We start from the raw sequence: 17,329 nt of genomic DNA on the forward strand, positions 1-17,329 counted from the left end.
GTTGTGCTGTTGCGTTTTTTTGGGGGCGGCGGTGGGGGGGGGGCGCGGGTTTACCCGGGCCCCCAAACCCCGGGGCCGCCCCCCCGCAAAGCCCGGCCCCCGCGGCCCTCGTGATCCGTCGTCGGGGAGGAGACGGGTCAGACGGTCTCGGGGAGCTCCTCGAGACCCTCGGCGACCAGCTTCGCCAGGCGGTCGAGCGCGGCCTCGGCGCCGTCGGCGTCCGAAGCGAGCACGATCTCCTCGCCGCCCTGGGCACCCAGGCCGAGCACCGCGAGCATGGACGCGGCGTTCACCGGGTTGCCGTCGGCCTTGGCGATCGTCACGGGGACGCCGGCGGCCGTGGCGGCACGGACGAAGATGGAGGCGGGGCGGGCGTGCAGGCCCTCGGCCCAGCCGACGTTGACGCGGCGCTCAGCCATGGTGGTTGCCCTTCAACTTTCAGCGGTTGTCTAGACCAGTCTCTCACGGGTGGCGACGTGCTCTCGTACCGACCTTCGACCCCGGCGGGGGCCGCCGTTCGGCCTTCCCTACCTTGCCCGGAGCACACCTGCCGCGCGACCGGTGCCACTGTCGGACCCCGGCCGTACGCTTGCCCCATGCAGAGCGCGTCGGAACAGTCGGAGCAGCCGGAGCACGCCTATCCCGACCACTGGGAAGCGGACGTGGTCCTCCGCGACGGCGGCACCGCGCGCATCAGGCCCATCACCGCCGACGACGCCGACCGGCTGGTCAGCTTCTACGAGCAGGTCTCGGACGAGTCGAAGTACTACCGCTTCTTCGCGCCCTACCCGCGCCTGTCCGCCAAGGACGTCCACCGCTTCACCCACCACGACTTCGTGGACCGGGTGGGGCTCGCGGCGACCGTGGGCGGTGAGTTCATCGCCACCGTCCGCTACGACCGCATCAACGAGCAGGGCCGCCCCGCCTCCGCCCCCGCCGACGAGGCCGAGGTCGCCTTCCTCGTGCAGGACGCCCACCAGGGGCGGGGCGTCGCCTCCGCCCTCCTCGAACACATCGCGGCGGTCGCCCGCGAGCGGGGAATCCGGCGGTTCGCCGCCGAAGTGCTGCCCGCCAACACCAAGATGATCAAGGTCTTCACGGACGCCGGCTACACCCAGAAGCGCAGCTTCGAGGACGGCTCCGTCCGCCTCCACCTCGACCTGGAGCCCACCGACCGCTCCCTCGCCGTCCAGCGCGCCCGCGAACAGCGTGCCGAGGCCCGCTCCGTGCAACGGCTCCTCGCCCCCGGTTCCGTCGCCGTGATCGGAGCCGGCCGGGCCCCCGGCGGCGTCGGCAGGACCGTGCTGCGCAACCTCCTCGACTCCGGCTACACCGGCCGCGTCCACGCGGTGAACGCCGCGCTGGGGGAGGGCCGGCACGAGCTGGAGGGCGTCCCCGCCTTCCGCTCCGTCGCCGACATCGGCGAGCCCGTCGACCTCGCCGTCGTCGCCGTCCCCGCCGAGCGCGTCCCCGAAGCCGTCGCGGACTGCGGCGAGCACGGGGTGCGCGGCCTGGTCGTGCTCTCGGCCGGATACGCGGAGAGCGGGGCCGAGGGCCGCGAGCGCCAGCGCGCCCTGGTCCGCCAGGCCCGTTCGTACGGGATGCGGATCATCGGACCCAACGCCTTCGGGATCATCAATACGGCCGAGTCCGTACGGCTGAACGCCTCGCTCGCCCCCCAGATGCCGACCGCCGGGCGGATCGGGCTCTTCACCCAGTCCGGCGCCATCGGCATCGCGCTCCTCGCCGGACTGCACCGGCGCGGCGCGGGACTCTCCTCCTTCCTCTCGGCCGGCAACCGCGCCGACGTCTCCGGGAACGACCTCCTCCAGCACTGGTACGACGACCCCGCCACCGACGTCGTCCTCCTCTACCTGGAGTCGATCGGCAACCCCCGGAAGTTCACCCGGCTCGCCCGCCGGACGGCCGCCGTCAAGCCCGTCGTGGTCGTCAAGGGCGCCCGGCACAGCGGCAGCGCCCCGCCCGGCCACCGCGTCCCGGTCACCCGCATCCCGCACGCCACCGTCTCCGCCCTGCTGCGACAGGCGGGCGTCATCCGCGTCGACACCGTCACCGAGCTCGTCGACGCGGGCCTCCTCCTCGCCGACCAGCCGCTGCCGGCGGGCCCCCGCGTCGCCATCCTCGGCAACTCCGAGTCGCTCGGCCTGCTCACCTACGACGCCTGCCTCACCGAGGGGCTGCGCCCGCTGCGCCCCCTCGACCTGACCACCGGCGCCACCCCCGCCGACTTCCGGACCGCCCTGACGGCCGCCCTGGCCGACGAGGCCTGCGACGCCGTCGTCGTCACGGCCATCCCCTGGGTCGGCGAGAACGGCGCCACCGAGTCGGGCGACGGCGAGGTCCTCGCCACGGCCCTGCGCTCCGCCGTCGCCGCCCCCGGGCCGGCCAAGCCGGTCGTCGTCGTCCACGTCGAGATGGGCGCCCTCGCCGAGGCCCTGTCCGCGGCCACCCGCACCCGCCCCGCCACCCCGGCGGCCCCCCTCGCCCCGGCCGCCGAACGACCAGCCCCCGCCACCGAGCCACCCGCCTCCGCCACCGAGCCACCCGCCCACGCGGGGACGCCGGCCGCCCACGCGGGGACACCCCTCCCGCACGCGGGGACGCCCGCCGCCCAGGCCGGGACACCCGCCGCCGATTCAGGGACGCCCGACGCCGAGCCCCGTGCCTCCGGCGACCCGGCCGGTCCCCGTGGCCCCATCCCCGCCTACCCCGCCGCCGAGCGGGCCGTCCGCGCCCTCGCCGAGGCCGTCCGCTACGGCCAGTGGCGCCGTCAGACCGCCACCGACCCTGGCCGGGTGCCCGAGTTCGAGCACATCGACGAGGCCGGCGCCGCCGCCCTCATCGACCGGATCCTCGGCACACGCGCCGTCGACACGCGCGGTGTCACCCTCGGCGCCGACGACACCCGCGCCCTGCTCGGGCGGTACGGGATCGAGGTCCTGCCCACCCTGCCCGCACCCACCCCCGACGAGGCCGTACGGGCCGCCGCCCGCCTCGGCTTCCCCGTCGCCCTCAAGACCACGGCCCCCCACCTGCGCCACCGCCCCGACCTCGGCGGCGTACGCCTCGACCTCGCCACCGAGGACCAGCTGCGCACCGCCTACGCCGAGCTCACCGACACGCTCGGCAAGCCCGAGGAGCTCCAGCCGGTCGTCCAGGCCATGGTGCCCCGCGGCGTCGACACCGTCGTCCGCGCCGCCATCGACCCGGCCGTCGGCGCCGTCCTCTCCTTCGGCCTCGCCGGCGCCGCCTCCGAGCTCCTCGGCGACATGTCCCACCGGCTCGTCCCCGCCACCGACCGGGACGCCGCCGACCTCGTCCGCTCCATCCGCACCGCCCCCCTCCTCTTCGGCTGGCGCGGCACCGCCCCCGTCGACACCCCCGCCCTAGAAGAACTGCTGCTGCGGGTCTCCCGGCTCGTCGACGACCACCCCGAGGTCGTCGCCATCTCCCTCGAACCCGTCGTCGTCGCCCCCCGCGGCCTGTCCGTCCTCGGCGCCACCGTCCGCCTCGCCCCGCCCCCGCCGCGCAGCGACCTCGGCCCGCGGCGCCTCCCGAGCTACTAGCCGACCGGCGGAAGGAGCACGCCGTGACCGAGCCGCCGAGCGGCGCCGGAGGGCCGGAGGGGCCCCCACCGCCCCGTAGGATGGAGTCCATGGCGAAGACCGGTACGACGACCCAGGGGCTGCGCGCGGCGATCGAGCGCAGCGGCTACTACCCGGCCCTCGTGGCCGAGGCGGTGGAGGCCGCCGTCGGCGGCGAGGCCATCACGTCGTACGTGGTCCACCAGGAGACCACCTTCGACGCGAACGAGGTCCGCCGCCACGTCACCGTCCTCGTCCTGACGGCCAACCGCTTCATCGTCAGCCACACCGACGAGCAGGCCGCCGACAGCAGCTCCCCGACGCCCTACGCCACGACGTCCACCGAGTCCGTGAAGCTCGACCGGATCTCCTCGATCGTGGTCAGCCGGGTCGTCGCCAACCCCGAGTCGTACACCCCGGGCACCCTGCCCCGCGAGGTCGTCCTCACCATCGGCTGGGGCGCCGTCTCCCGGATCGACCTGGAGCCGGCCGCCTGTGGCGACCCGAACTGCGACGCCGACCACGGCTACACCGGCAACTCCACCGCCGACGACCTCAGCCTCCGGGTGAGCGACGCCGGCGACGGCCCGGACACCGTCCGGCAGACCCTGGCCTTCGCCCAGGCGCTGTCCGAGGCCACCGCGTCGACCCAGGCCGCCCGCTGATGGTCCTGCCCGTGGCTCTGACCGAGGGCTGGCCCGACGACCCGGTTCCGCTGGACCCCGCCACCGCGCCCGTCCCCGCATACGGCACCGGCTCCCTCGCCGACCTCCTGCCCACACTCGTCGCCGGGCAGGGCGTGCCCGGCTGCGAGGCGCGCCTCACGGAGCTGGAGCCCGCCGACCGCAACTGCGTCTTCCTCATCGACGGGCTCGGCTGGGAGCAGATCAAGGCCCACCCGGACGAGGCGCCCTATCTCACCTCGCTGCTCGCCACCTCCCGCGGCGGCACCGGCCGCCCCCTCACCGCCGGCTTCCCCGCCACCACCGCGACCTCCCTCGCCTCGGTCGGCACCGGACAGTTCCCCGGCACCCACGGTCTGCCGGGCTACACCGTGCGGAACCCGGACACCGGCGAGCTGATGAACCAGCTGCGCTGGAACCCCTGGACCTCGCCGCCGGTCTGGCAGCCGTACCCCACCGTCTTCCGGCTCGCCGACGAGGCCGGGATCCACACCGCCCAGGTCTCCTCGCCGGTCTTCCGGGACACCCCGCTCACCAAGATCGCGTTGAGTGGCGGAACGTTCCACGGACGGCTCTCCGGCGAGGAGCGCATGGACCTGGCCGCCGAGCAGCTCGCCGCCGGCGACCGCTCGCTGGTCTACACGTACTACAGCGAGCTCGACGGCGCCGGACACCGCTTCGGCATCGCGTCCGACGCCTGGCGCGGCCAGCTGATGTGCGTCGACCGGCTCGTCCAGCGGCTCGCCGAACAGCTCCCGCCCCGCGCCGCCCTCTACGTCACCGCCGACCACGGCATGGTCGACATCCCCTTCGACGAGGACCACCGGATCGACTTCGACGAGGACTGGGAGCTGCGCGCCGGGGTCGCCCTCCTCGGCGGCGAGGGCCGGGCCCGCCATGTCTACGCCGTTCCCGGCGCCGAGGCGGACGTCCTCACCTGCTGGCGCGAGGTCCTCGGCGACCGCTTCTGGGTGGCGAGCCGTGACGAGGCCATCGGGCTCGGCTGGTTCGGCGACCGGATCGACGAGCGGGTGTACGGACGGATCGGCGACGTGGTCGCCGCCGCCGAAGGCGACCTCGCCCTCACGGCCTCCGTCAACGAGCCGAACGAGTCCGCCATGGTGGGCATGCACGGGTCCATGACCGCGGCGGAGCAGCTCGTGCCGCTCCTCGAAGTCCGCACCTGACGCGGAAGCCCTCCCCGAAGCGTCCCGCTCGCCCGCCCCCGCCCCTCCCTCCCCCGATCGTGAAAGGTCCTCGACCTCCCATGCCCGAGCTGGTGTTCTTCTCCGGAACGATGGACTGCGGAAAGAGCACCCTCGCTCTTCAGATCGAACACAACCGCTCCGCGCGGGGCCTCCAGGGCATGATCTTCACCAGGGACGACCGCGCGGGCGAGGGCAAGCTCTCCTCCCGCCTCGGGCTCGTCACCGACGCCGTCGAGGCCGCCGAGGGCTTCGATTTCTACGCGTACCTCGTCGCCCATCTGTCGAAGGGCGGGCGCTGCGACTACGTCATCGCCGACGAGGCCCAGTTCCTCGCGCCCGAGCAGATCGACCAGCTCGCCCGGGTCGTCGACGACCTCGAACTCGACGTCTTCGCCTTCGGCATCACCACCGACTTCCGCTCCAAGCTGTTCCCCGGCTCGCAGCGGCTCGTCGAACTCGCCGACCGCGTCGAGGTCCTCCAGGTCGAGGCCCTGTGCTGGTGCGGCGCCCGCGCCACCCACAACGCGCGCACCGTCGGCGGCGAGATGGTCGTCGAGGGCGCGCAGGTCGTCGTCGGCGACGTGAACGCGGGGAACGAGATCGGCTACGAGGTGCTGTGCCGCCGGCACCACCGCAAGCGGATGACGAGCGCGACGGCGCGGGCGGCGGCCCTGTCGCCGGACGTGCTGCCGGTGAGCCTGGGCTGACGTGTGGGCGGTCAGCCCGGTGGTGGTCCGAACGTCGGTGGTCTGACCGTGGTGGTCCTGACCGTCGTCGTCTGACCGTCGGCCGGTGGCCGGTGGCCGGTGGCCGTCAGTCGGGCGTGGCCCGGAAGCGGCGCCGGTACTCCATCGGCGTCGTGTCGAGCCTGCGGCGGAACGCCCGTATCAGCGTGTCCGTGGTGCCGAACCCGCACAGGGTGGTGATCCGCTCCAGGGTGGCGTCGGTCGACTCCAGCTGCCGGCGGGCCATCTCCACGCGGGCCGACTCGACGTACGCGCTCGGGGTCGTGCCCAGCTCCGACTTGAAGATCCGGGTGAGCTGACGCTCGCTGATGTGGGCGCTCGCGGCGAGGTCCGCGAGGGTGAGCCGCTCGCCGAGGTTGCGGGTGATGTAGTGGCGCAGGTCCTCCACCCGCCGGGTCGTGGAGACCGGTTCGAGGGGCACGCTGAACTGGCTCTGCCCGCTGGGCCGCTTCACGTACATCACCAGCTGGCGGGCGATCCGCAGCGCCGTCGTCTCGCCGAAGTCGTCGGCGACGAGGGCGAGCGCCAGATCCAGGCAGGAGCTGATGCCCGCTCCCGTCCACACGTCGCCGTCCCGGATGAAGATCGGGTCCGCGTCGACCTCGACCTCCGGATGCTCGGCGGCGAGCTGCTGGGCGGTCGACCAGTGGGTGGTGGCGCGCCGGCCGTCGAGCAGTCCGGCGGCGGCCAGGATGTGCGCGCCGACGCAGACGGACGTGACCCGCCGGGTCCGCTCGGCGAGGGACCGCACCCGGTCGACCACCGAGGGGTCGACCAGCGCCCGCACCCGGCGCCGCTCGTCGACCTCGACGGAGCCGGGCACGAGGAGGGTGTCGACGGCCCGCGTGGCCAGCTCGTCGAAGGTGACGTCCGGCAGGACGCGCACTCCGGCGGACGTGGTGACCGGGTCCATGGTCTCGGCGGCCAGGACGACCTCGTAGCCCGGCTCCTCGTCCGTCTCGCGGCGCAGCAGGGCGAAGACCTCCGGCGGTCCGGTGACGTCGAGCAGGTCGACGCCCTCGAAGAGGAGGATGACGACGAGTCGTTCGACGGGGCTCATGATCGGCATCGTACGAGGGAGGGCACCCGCTGTTCACCTGAGGTGTGCGCACAGACCGCCTGCCGATGGGCCGGCCGTCGCCCGGTTCGGCGGTAATGCCGTCCTACGGCGATCACCGCAGAGCTCCTGGAGGACGTGTGCCACCCGCTGCCGAGACAGAGCCCTCCCCGTCCCGGCCGCGACCGAGGGCGGCGGTCGGGTCCAGGCCGCGACTGCGGGCGGCGGTCGGCGCGGCCCTCCTCACCGGTCTCCTCTTCTGTCTCGCCGGCCGGCTCGCCGGGAGCCACCCCCTTGGATCCAGAACCCGCAACATCGTCGACCTGGGCCAGCAGTACCTGCCGTATCACGTGTACTGGCGCAAGCTCCTCCTCGGCGAGACCCCCGGGGACCTCTTCCTGAACTGGACATCGGGTTTTGGATCCAATTTTCTGGGCGACTTCGGCACCTATCTGAGCAGCCCTTTCGGACTGCTCGTCGTCCTCTTCCCGGCCGACCGGCCCGAGCTCGCCCTGTACGTGATCACCGCCGCCAAGATCGCCGCCGCGGGCGCGGCGATGGCGGCCCTGCTGCTCACGCTGCGGCGCGGCCCCTGGCCGGTGGCCGTCGTCCTCGGCACCGCCTATGCGCTGTCGGGCTGGACCTTCAACTACGGCGCCAGCGTGCCGATGTGGCTCGACGGACTGGTCGCCTTCCCGCTGCTCTGCCTGGTGGGGGAGTGGGCGCGGCAGGGCCGCAGGCCGGTGCTCGGGCCGCTGGTCGTCGCCCTCGCCTGGTTCGCCAACTTCTACACCGCCTACATGGCGACGATCGGCGCCGCCGTCGTCCTCGCCGTGCGCCTCCTCATCGCCGAGGACACGGCGGCCGAGGGCCAGGACCAGGGCGCAGTCCGGGGTCAGGGCGAAGACCAGGGCAAGGGCCAGGGCCAGAGCAAGGGCCAGGGCTCGGCCACGGGCCCGGCCGACGGTTCGGCCGATGAACCGGCCGAACGCCCGGCCGCCGCCACCACGACCCCCGCCGCCCGCACCGCCCGCACCACCCCCGCCGCCCGCACCACCTCCGTCACTCGCACCACCTCCGTCACTCGCACCACCTCCGCCACTCGCACCACCACCCCCGCCGCCCGCCGCCCGCGCCTCACCGGGCTGCTGCGGGCCGCCCGTACCGTCCTCATCGGCATCGGGCTCGCCGCCCCGCTCGTCGTCGTGATCTTCCTCGGCACCAAGGTCGCCGACCCGACCCCGCCCACCGCCTTCGCGCCCGCCCTCTGGGCGGACGTCCTCGCCCGTCTCCTGCCGGCCACCGCGAGTGTGGCCAGCCCCGCCCTCTTCATCGGCACGCCGGCCCTGGTGCTCGCGCTGACCCTGCCCTTCAACCGCGCCGTCCCCGCCCGGGACCGCGTCGGCTGGAGCGCGGCGATCGTCCTGGTCGGCCTCTCCCTCCAGTGGGAGCCGACGCATCTGCTCTGGCATGCCGGCGCCTCGCCCAACGGCATCCCGTACCGCCAGACCTTCGTCCTGTGCGGACTGCTCCTCGTCGCGGCCTGGCTGTCCACGGCCCGGGGGCTGCCCCGGCCGGCCGCCCTGCTCGCCGGCGGTGCGCTGTTCGCGGGCGCCGCGCTCGCCGCGCGCGGCAGCGTCGACATCGACCGCTGGACCTACCCCGCCGTCGCCGCGGCCGCCGCGCTCGCCGTGCTCGCGGCCGTCGCCGCCCTGCTCGCGGGCCGCCGCCCCGGCGGCCGGCTGTTGCCCGTCCTCGCCGTCGGACTGCTGCTCGCCGCCCAGGCCGGCGAGACCCTCGTCACCGGCAAGCGCATCGAGGAACAGCAGCTGAGCAAGGTCTCCTGGTCGCCCCGGCTCGGCCCCTGGCACAGCGACATGGCCCACGCGGTCGACGCCGAGGACGCCTGGCCGCGTCACCGCACCGACCCGGGCGAGGTCCCGGGCGGCAACGACGTCCTGATCGTCGGCGGGGAGGGCGCCGACTACTACAGCAGCCTCACCTCGGCCGCGTACTCGCGCATGCTCGCCGGCCTGGGCTTCGGCTACTACGCCAAGGGCCGGCACCCCGTCAGCCTGGACAACCCCGTCACCGACGCGATCTTCTCCATCGGCACCCGGATGCGGTCGGCCCCCTCGGCACCGCTCGGCCTGGACCGGCTGCCGCAGGCCCGCATCACCGCCACCGACACTCCCGTACCGCCGCTCGTCACCGTCCACCGGCCGACACCGGGGACGGCCCTCGCCGCACGGGCCGCCGACTCCGCCTTCACCCGCCAGGAACTCCTCCTCGGCCACACCGTGTACGACGTGCCGGACGCCCCGCGCCGTACGACCGCCCCCGACGGCACCACCATCCTCGCCGCGAGCTGCCCGGCCGGCTCCCGGGTCTGGTTCTGGGCGCCCGAGTACCAGGGCACCGCCGCGCTCGCCGGCGCGAAGCCCGTCGACTTCGCGGGCAAGCAGCCCTCCGTCCTCGCCCCCATGCAACAGCTCGGCACCACCCCCGCCACCGGCACCGTCCGGATCGCCTTGCGGCCCAAGGGCCCAGCCGAAACCAAGCCCAAGGCCGAAACCAAGACCAAGACCAAGACCAAGACCAAGACCAAGACCGAGCCCAAGCTGCCCGCGCACCCCATCGGCTGCCTCGTCCAGGAACGGCTCGACACCGCCGTACGGCAGCTCACCGCCACCGGAGCCACCGAGGTCCGCACCACGGGCCACACCCTCACCGCCGACCTGCCCCCGGGCAGCACCGGCACCGCCGTCCTCGCCGTCCCCCGGATCTCCGGCTGGCGCTGCGCGGCCGGCGACGCGCCCCTCGCCCCCGCCCACAGCCGCCACGGTCTGCTCGCCGTCCCCCTCGACGGCCGGGCCACCTCCGTGACCTGCTCCTTCCAGCCGCCCGGCCTGCGGCTCGGCGGCACGATCGGAGCCGTGGCCCTCGCCGCGCTGCTCGCCACCGCCCTCCTCCACCGGCGCCGCACCCGTGCACCCGAGGGACGGCAAGAGTTCACCGCGCGTGAACCCGCGCCTCGTCCCGCGGAGAAGAGCGCTGCCTAGTCTGCCCGGCAGTACAGACACACGAGTGGGGAAGTCCGAGTGCCGAAACTGTCCGTCGTCGTGCCCTTCCACAATGTCGGGCCCTACGCCCCCGACACCCTGCGCAGCCTCGCGGACAACGCGGACCCCGCCGGCACCGACATCGAGTTCCTGCTGATCGACGACCACTCCACCGACGAGACGCCGGACCTCCTCGACCGCTGGAAGGACCGCATCCCACAGGCCACCGTGATCCGCCACGCGACCAACCTCGGCGTCGCCCAGGCACGCAACACCGGGATCGAGGCGGCGACCGGCGACTACCTCACCTTCCTCGACGGCGACGACTGGTACGCGCCCGGCCACCTGCGCGCGATGGTCGCCGGAATCCACCGTCTGGGCTGCGACTTCGCCCGCACCGACCACGTCCTGTCCACCGGCCGCAACCGGCAGATCCGCTACGCCCCGGCGAAGCGGCGCGACACCGTCATGGACCCCAGGGACGGCATCGCCCCGGCCAGCATGGTGACGATGGTCGACTACCCCTTCGTCCCGTTCGGCATCTACAGCGCCCGGCTGTTCGAGAACGGCGCCTCCCGCTTCGAGACGAAGCTGCGCACCGCCGAGGACCGGCTCTGGATCTGGCGCCTCCACCTCACCGCCCGCAGTTACGCGGCGCTCTCCCTGCACGGCGTCTTCTACCGGCGCGGGGTCACCACCTCGCTCACCCAGATCACCGACAACCGCCAGCTCGACTTCATCCCCTCCTACGACCTGCTCCTCGACGAGGTCTCCCGCGACCGCGACGCCGACCGGTTCTTGCCGAAGGCCGTCCGCACCTACTGCGCGATGATCGCCTTCCACATGGCGAAGGCCGACCAGTACGAGCCGGCCGTGGCCAAACGGCTCCGCCGCGACGTCACCGACGCCCTGCGCCGGATGCCGCAGTCCGTCCTCGACGAGACCCTCGCGACCATGGACACCTCCCGCAGCACCCTGCTCAGGAGCCTGCGCGACACCGGAAAGGCCGCCTGACCATGTCGACCACGAAGCGCGTGGACCACGGGGACCGGGTGAACAGCACGGACCACGCGGACCGGGTGAACAGCACGGACCACGCGGACCGGGCGAACAGCACGGACCACGCGGACCGGGTGAACAGCACGGATCGCGCGAACCACGGGGACCACGTTCAGATCTTCCAGGTGTCCACCCTCTACGGCGCCGCGACCGTCGCCGCGGCCATCGACGCCGGACAGTTCGGCGCCCCCGGACACGCCCGGCGCCTCCTGCTCGTCGCGAACAACGCGGAGGTCCCCGAGACCGCCGTCCGCCTCGACGCCGTGACCGGATACGAGCGGATCGCCACCCGCTTCGACGAGGTCGTCGACTGGAACGAGGCCGTCCACCCGCACCACCCCAGCTCCTGGGCACCCCGCCCCGAGGAGTCCCCCCTCTGGCAGCGGGTCTTCCGCACCGCCTGGGGACTCGGCTCGGCCACCGTCGAGGTCGTCGTCGAGTCCATCCAGGTCAACCCGGCCAAGGCGCTCGCCGCCGTCTTCGCCGAGAGCGCCGTCCACGTCTACGCGGACGGCCTGATGAGCTACGGCCCCACCCGCGACGAACTGCCCCAGTCCATCGCCTGCCGCATCCGCCGCCTCCTCCACCTCGACCTCGTGCCGGGGCTGCGCCCCCTGCTGCTCACCGAGTACGGCGTCGGGGCGGAACTGGTCCCCGACGACGCCTTCCGGGCCGTGCTGCGGGAGATCGCGGACGCCGCCGGGACGACGGCCGAGGCAGCGGGCCTCGACGCCGCCGTCGCCGCCGCGCCCACCGCCCTGCTGCTCGGCCAGTACCTCGCCGTCCTCGGCATCCTCACCGTCGAGGAGGAGGAGGACCTGCACGTGCGGATGCTGCGCGGCGCCGCCGCGGCCGGGCACCGCTCCGTGGTCTTCAAGCCCCACCCCACGGCCCCCGCGAGCTACTCGCGTGCCCTCCACGAGGAGGCCGCCCGCGCCGGCGTCACCCTCACCGTCCTGGACGGTCCGCTGCTCGCCGAGACCTTCTACGAGCGGTGCCGGCCGCGCCTGGTGGTGGGCTGCTTCTCCACGGCCATGCTCACCGCCGCCGTCTACTACGGCGTGCCCGTCGCGCGGGTCGGCACCGACACCGTCCTCGCCCGCCTCACCCCGTACGAGAACAGCAACCGCGTACCGCTGACCGTCGTCGACCGTCTCGTGCCGGACCTGGAGGGCGGCGCCGAGCCCGTCGTGCCGGGCGGCGCGCCCGCCGGTCTGGGGCCGCTGGTGCGGGCCGTCGGCTACTGCATGCGGCCGGCCGCCCACCCGGGGCTGCGCGAGGAGACCGTCCGCTACCTCGCGGAGCACCGCGGCGACCCGGCCGTCGCCCTGCACTTCCCGGCCGAGCGGCTCGCCGAGCTGGAGTTGGTGGCGGCCCGGGGCGTCAGCTCCGCTCGGCCGACCGTACGAGTGTGAAGACCGCGCCCTCGGGGTCGGTCACCAGGGCCAGCCGCCCCGCCGTGCCCTCGCGCGGCGGGCGGAGCACCTGGCCGCCGAGCTCCGAGACCAGCCGGGTGGACGCGTCGACGTCGTCCACCTCGAAGTACGTCATCCAGTGCGCGCCCCGGTCCCGCGGCAGCGCCGTACCCACGCCGTGCAGGGAGGCGACCGGCCGACCGTCGAGGTGCAGCGTCAGGAAGTCGAAGTCGGCGGAGACGACGGGCTCGACCTCGTAACCGAAGATCGTCCGGTAGAACTTGCCGACCGAGGACGTCTCGTACGTCAGGAGCTCGTTCCACACCGGGGTGCCGGCCGGTCCGGCGGTGGCCGTGCCGTGATGGGCCTCGGCCTGCCAGACGCCGAAGACGGCGCCGGCCGGGTCCGAGCAGATCACCAGGCGCCCGGCCTCGCCCGCGTCGAGCGGACCGACGGCGACCGTGCCTCCGCAGCAGCGGATGGTCTCCGCCGTCTCGTCGGCGTCGTCCGTGGCCAGATACGTCGTCCAGGCGATCGGCAGATGGCGGTCGGGCGGCAGCCGGCCGATCCCCGCCACCTCGCGGCCGTCGAGCAGCGCCCGCACATAGGGGCCGAGCTGCTGCGGGCCGGGCACGAAGTCCCAGCCGAACAACGACGCGTAGAACTCCAGCGTCGTGTCAAGTCCGTGCACCATCAAGCTCACCCAACAGGGTGTACCGGGGGTGCGCCGAGTCGCCTCGGTCATCGTCACTCTCTCCTCGCCAGTGGCCGTACGAGGGTGGGGTCGGCGGGCCGTACGGCGGGGCTCCGGCGGGTCCCTGCCCATCTTCGGCCCGTCGTACACATCGACCGGTCGTACGTCCCGTGCCGATGGTTGCACCGCGGGGCGGGCCGCGCGCCCCCGACGTTTCCGGCGGGGGGCGTCTTGGGGGGCGTCTTCAGGGCGCGCGCTGCGCGAGGATGGCACCCATGAAGCCCATCATCTCCGCAAGCGAACTGTTGAGCGAGTCGGCCGGTGCGCGGCCGCCGGTCCTCCTGGACGTCCGCTGGACCCTCGGCGGCCCGCCCGGACGCCCCGAGTACGAGGCCGGGCACCTTCCCGGCGCCGTCTACGTGGACCTCGACACCGAACTCGCGGGCCCGCCCGGACGCGGCGGCCGGCACCCGCTGCCGGACCTGGCCGCCTTCGGCGCCGCGATGCGCCGCGCGGGCGTCTCGGCGGACACCCCCGTCGTCGTCTACGACGGCGGCCTGGGCTGGGGCGCGGCCCGCGCCTGGTGGCTGCTGCGCTGGGCCGGGCATCCCGATGTACGGGTCCTGGACGGCGGCCTCGCCGCCTGGGAGGGGGAGCTGTCCAAGGACATCCCGTCCCCGGAGCCGGGCGACTTCGAGCCGCGGCCGGGCGCGCTCGGTCTGCTGGACGCGGACGGCGCGGCGGCGCTGGCCGGCTCGGGCCTGCTGCTCGACGCGCGTGCGGCGGAGCGCTACCGGGGAGACGTGGAGCCCATCGACCGGGTCGGCGGGCACATCCCCGGCGCGGTGTCGGCCCCGACCACGGAGAACGTGGGCCCCGACGGCCGCTTCCTGCCCGCCGACACCCTGGCCGCCCGCTTCGCCGGCCTGGGCGCCGCCGAGGGCACGGACGTGGCCGTCTACTGCGGCTCGGGCGTCTCCGGCGCCCACGAGGTCCTCGCCCTCGAGATCGCCGGCATCCCCGCCGCCCTCTACGCGGGCTCCTGGTCCGAGTGGTCCTCCGACCCCTCCCGCCCGGTGGCCACGGGTCCGGACCCGCGCTAGTCGCAGGATCCTCGCCTGGGGCGGCAGGCCCGCTCCCGCCTCGAAGGCCCGCTCCGGCCCGGCAAGCGGGTGCCGGCCTCGACCCTGGCCGTACGCCGTGTACACCCGTGTATGCGCGCGTACGCCAGCACGCGGATGGCTCCGGGTAAGTCCCACCGGAGCCCTCGCTCCTCGCCGTACGAGGACGGGCCCGGGCAAGACCCACGGGCCCTCGACTCCGGGCCGTACGTGAAAGGGCCCGCGCCGGTGTGGCGCGGGCCCTTCCGACGACGTACGGGACGTCACTCCTGCTTCTTGCGCCGGGTGCCGAAGACGATCTCGTCCCAGCTGGGGACCGCGGCGCGGCGCCCCGGACGGACGCCGTCCGCCTCGGCCTGGCGGTCGGTGGCGCCGTGGAGACGGTCGCGGTGGCCGGAGACGGCGCGCGGCATGAGGACGTCGGCGTAGGCCGAGCCGGCGCCCGCGGAGGCGGCCGGGGCCGGCGGCTCCTCCGCCTCGACCTCGTCGGAGGGCTCCGTGTCGGTCGGTTCGGTCACCACCAGGTCGCCGCGGAAGCTCGGCACGGCCTCCAGGAGGCTGGTCAGGGAGTCGCGCTCCTCCTCGGGCTCGGCCGTCGGGGCGGGTGTCCGCTCCATCTGGCGGTCGAGCGCGCGGTCCAGCGGCCGGTCGCGGGGCAGCCGGGCGATGCGCGGGACGAACGGGAAGCTCGGCTCCGGCACCGCGGCGAGCGTGTCGTCGGTCTCGCCGATCAGCGCGCGCGCCTCGTCGTCGACGGCCTGGACGAGCCGCCGCGGCGGGTCGTACGTCCAGCTGGCCGTATGGACTTCACCGGCCACCCGGTAGACGAGGAGGACCTCCCAGGTGCCGTCGTCACGGCGCCAGGAGTCCCACTGCACGGTGTCCTTCTCGGCGCCGCGCAGCAGCAGCCGCTCCTGCACCGCCTCGCCGAGCTGGGGTCCGGTGTTCTCGCCGGGCCGTCGTACGGGGGTCTTGCGGGCCCGCTCCGCCATGAAGGCGCGCTCGGCGAGCACCGGGCCCTCGAAGCGCCGGACGCGGTCGACGGGGATGCCGGCGAGCTGGGCGACCTCCTCCGCGGAGGCACCGGCACGTATCCGGGCCTGGATGTCGCGGGGACGGAGGTGGCTCTCCACCTCGATCTCGATCTGGCCGAGCCGCGCCCGGTCGTTGCGCACGGCGGCGCGCAGCCGCTCGTCGATCGGAAGCGTGTACTCCGTGCTGTCAGCAGCCTTCAGCACCAGTCGTGTGCCGTCGTTCGAGACGGCCACGACACGCAGTTCGGGCATGGGAACCTCCCGGGTGGTGCCTGCCGACGTCACGTGCGTCGCTGCTTCCGCTAGTCGAGTGTGGCCTGCCCGGGTGCAGCCTGCCACAACCCTGCCGAGTTGCCCGGCGTGTCGGGCCTGGACCCTGGAACGCCGTTATGGCACGGTTACCCATTTGCGACGCAGAGTGACAGGCCGTCACGCTGTGTCGCGGGAGTCCGTGCGGTGCCGCGGCGCCGCCGGTTCGAGTGCCACCTTCGGCCCCCTTCCGTCGATTCCGGACACCCGTGAGGGAATCCGGACCCAGGGTTCGCCACAGTACTCCATTCGGGCCACCTGGGTGGACAGGCGCGCCGCCCAACTTCTCGGGGTGTACGGGAGTTGAGTCTCCGTCGTTCGGGTGACGCGTGTCGCTCTTCACAGAACCACCAGAAACGGAACTAATCCCTTCGCCCATTTGTCCCTTGTGGGTGCATGGTGGAACAGATGAACAAGCAGGGGCCGGAGATGCGTCACACGGAAACGGCGGAGACGACGGAGACGACAGGGGCGACGGGGCAGGCGGGCGCGACGGAGAAGGCGGGCACGGCGGAGAAGGCGGAGGGGAAGCGGTTCGACCTGAGCGTGCCTCAGGTGGCGGGCAGCGCCCTCGCGGCCGTCATCGCCGCCAAACTCGCCTCCACGCTCGGCGTCTACGGCACCATCGTCGGCGCCGGTGTGATCAGCGTCATCGCCACCTGCGGCGGTCCGGTCCTCCAGCACCTCCTCAAGCGCACCGGCGAGCAGGTGCGCGTGGTCAAGGTCGCCCTGCCGAAGGGGCGGCAGGCCCCCGGGCCGTACGGGAGCGCGACCGGCAGGGAGGGCAGCGGGAGGTCCGGCGGGGGCAGCGAGTTCAGCGGGGAGTTCGGCGAACCCACCACCCACGGCACCCGGGTCCGGGGCTGGAAGCGCCCCGCCGTCGGCGCCGCCGTGGTCTTCCTCCTCGCGATGGGCGGCATCACCGCGTACGAGCTGACCTCCGGTCAGGACCTCGGCGGCACCAGGGGGACCACGACCTTCGGCTCCGTGGTCAGCGGTCAGGGCGACGGGGGCGACGGCGGCGGCAGGGACGAGGAGCGGCCGGCCGGCGGCGGCACGCCCGCCGCGACGCCGAGCGCCGGCACCGGGCAGGGGGGCCAGAGGGACCGTGGGGACCAGGGAGAGCGGACCGGCGGCGGGGACGTCCCGTCTCCGGGCACCACCCCCGGCACCGGTTCGGCCACCCCGGGCACCGCTCCGACTCCGAAGCCCACCCCCACCCCGACGCCCACGCCGTCCGGTTCCACCGAGCCCACCGACGGCGGCGGCACCACCTCTCCGGCGGCCCCGCCCGCCGCCACCCCCGAGGGCTCCCGGGGGGCGGCGGCCGAGTGAC

The 17,329-nt window shown here is 74.1% G+C and carries 13 protein-coding genes; 9 read left to right on the top strand and 4 right to left on the bottom strand.

The window, feature by feature from the left end; genetic code table 11:
• Positions 1-137: 137 nt before the first annotated feature.
• A complete protein-coding gene (locus tag ABTZ91_RS25200) occupies positions 138-419 on the bottom strand; it encodes an HPr family phosphocarrier protein (protein ID WP_046910823.1) in 282 nt (93 codons plus the stop codon).
• 177 nt (positions 420-596) lie between these two features.
• Here ABTZ91_RS25200 and ABTZ91_RS25205 point away from each other — a divergent pair, with 177 nt between their 5' ends.
• From ABTZ91_RS25205 to ABTZ91_RS25220, 4 genes are all read left to right on the top strand, one after another.
• Complete coding sequence (locus ABTZ91_RS25205) at positions 597-3,587, top strand: GNAT family N-acetyltransferase (RefSeq protein WP_352079510.1); 2,991 nt, start codon at positions 597-599, stop codon at positions 3,585-3,587.
• An 89-nt stretch (positions 3,588-3,676) separates the two neighbouring features.
• Positions 3,677-4,270 (top strand): DUF5998 family protein, encoded by a 594-nt coding sequence (locus ABTZ91_RS25210; protein WP_352079511.1) that lies wholly within the window; start codon positions 3,677-3,679, stop codon positions 4,268-4,270.
• Positions 4,270-5,475 (top strand): nucleotide pyrophosphatase/phosphodiesterase family protein, encoded by a 1,206-nt coding sequence (locus ABTZ91_RS25215; RefSeq protein ID WP_352079512.1) that lies wholly within the window; start codon positions 4,270-4,272, stop codon positions 5,473-5,475. Before ABTZ91_RS25210 ends, ABTZ91_RS25215 begins: the two co-directional genes overlap by 1 nt.
• 80 nt (positions 5,476-5,555) lie before the next feature.
• Positions 5,556-6,203: a thymidine kinase gene (locus ABTZ91_RS25220; protein WP_352079513.1), complete on the top strand. Its 648-nt coding sequence runs from the start codon at positions 5,556-5,558 to the stop codon at positions 6,201-6,203.
• Positions 6,204-6,309: 106 nt separating this feature from the next.
• Here the strand turns inward: ABTZ91_RS25220 and ABTZ91_RS25225 are convergent, their stop codons facing one another.
• Positions 6,310-7,302, bottom strand: a complete 993-nt coding sequence (locus ABTZ91_RS25225; protein ID WP_352079514.1) for a DJ-1/PfpI family protein — start codon at positions 7,300-7,302, stop codon at positions 6,310-6,312.
• Positions 7,303-7,439: 137 nt separating this feature from the next.
• Here ABTZ91_RS25225 and ABTZ91_RS25230 point away from each other — a divergent pair, with 137 nt between their 5' ends.
• The 3 genes from ABTZ91_RS25230 to ABTZ91_RS25240 are packed head-to-tail and all read left to right on the top strand — an operon-like array spanning position 7,440 to position 12,835.
• Positions 7,440-10,361: a YfhO family protein gene (locus ABTZ91_RS25230; protein ID WP_352079515.1), complete on the top strand. Its 2,922-nt coding sequence runs from the start codon at positions 7,440-7,442 to the stop codon at positions 10,359-10,361.
• Positions 10,362-10,400: 39 nt separating this feature from the next.
• Positions 10,401-11,375: a glycosyltransferase family 2 protein gene (locus ABTZ91_RS25235; protein WP_352079516.1), complete on the top strand. Its 975-nt coding sequence runs from the start codon at positions 10,401-10,403 to the stop codon at positions 11,373-11,375.
• Positions 11,376-11,377: 2 nt separating this feature from the next.
• Positions 11,378-12,835, top strand: a complete 1,458-nt coding sequence (locus tag ABTZ91_RS25240) for a polysialyltransferase family glycosyltransferase (protein ID WP_352079517.1) — start codon at positions 11,378-11,380, stop codon at positions 12,833-12,835.
• On the opposite strand, the gene ABTZ91_RS25245 is transcribed toward ABTZ91_RS25240, so the two are convergent.
• Positions 12,804-13,580, bottom strand: a complete 777-nt coding sequence (locus ABTZ91_RS25245) for a VOC family protein (protein WP_352079518.1) — start codon at positions 13,578-13,580, stop codon at positions 12,804-12,806. The genes ABTZ91_RS25240 and ABTZ91_RS25245 overlap by 32 nt on opposite strands.
• 224 nt (positions 13,581-13,804) lie before the next feature.
• Between ABTZ91_RS25245 and ABTZ91_RS25250 the strand changes: the two genes are divergently transcribed.
• A complete protein-coding gene (locus ABTZ91_RS25250; protein WP_352079520.1) occupies positions 13,805-14,632 on the top strand; it encodes a sulfurtransferase in 828 nt (275 codons plus the stop codon).
• A 281-nt stretch (positions 14,633-14,913) separates the two neighbouring features.
• Here the strand turns inward: ABTZ91_RS25250 and sepH are convergent, their stop codons facing one another.
• The gene (gene sepH, locus ABTZ91_RS25255) at positions 14,914-15,969 is read right to left on the bottom strand and encodes a septation protein SepH (RefSeq protein ID WP_352079521.1); all 1,056 of its coding nucleotides are present in this window, start codon (positions 15,967-15,969) and stop codon (positions 14,914-14,916) included.
• Positions 15,970-16,401: 432 nt separating this feature from the next.
• Between sepH and ABTZ91_RS25260 the strand changes: the two genes are divergently transcribed.
• Positions 16,402-17,328, top strand: a complete 927-nt coding sequence (locus ABTZ91_RS25260) for a hypothetical protein (RefSeq protein ID WP_352079522.1) — start codon at positions 16,402-16,404, stop codon at positions 17,326-17,328.
• Position 17,329: the final 1 nt, after the last annotated feature.

Origin of the sequence: Streptomyces sp. NPDC126499 (assembly GCF_040302485.1) — a bacterium.
GTDB lineage: Bacteria > Actinomycetota > Actinomycetes > Streptomycetales > Streptomycetaceae > Streptomyces.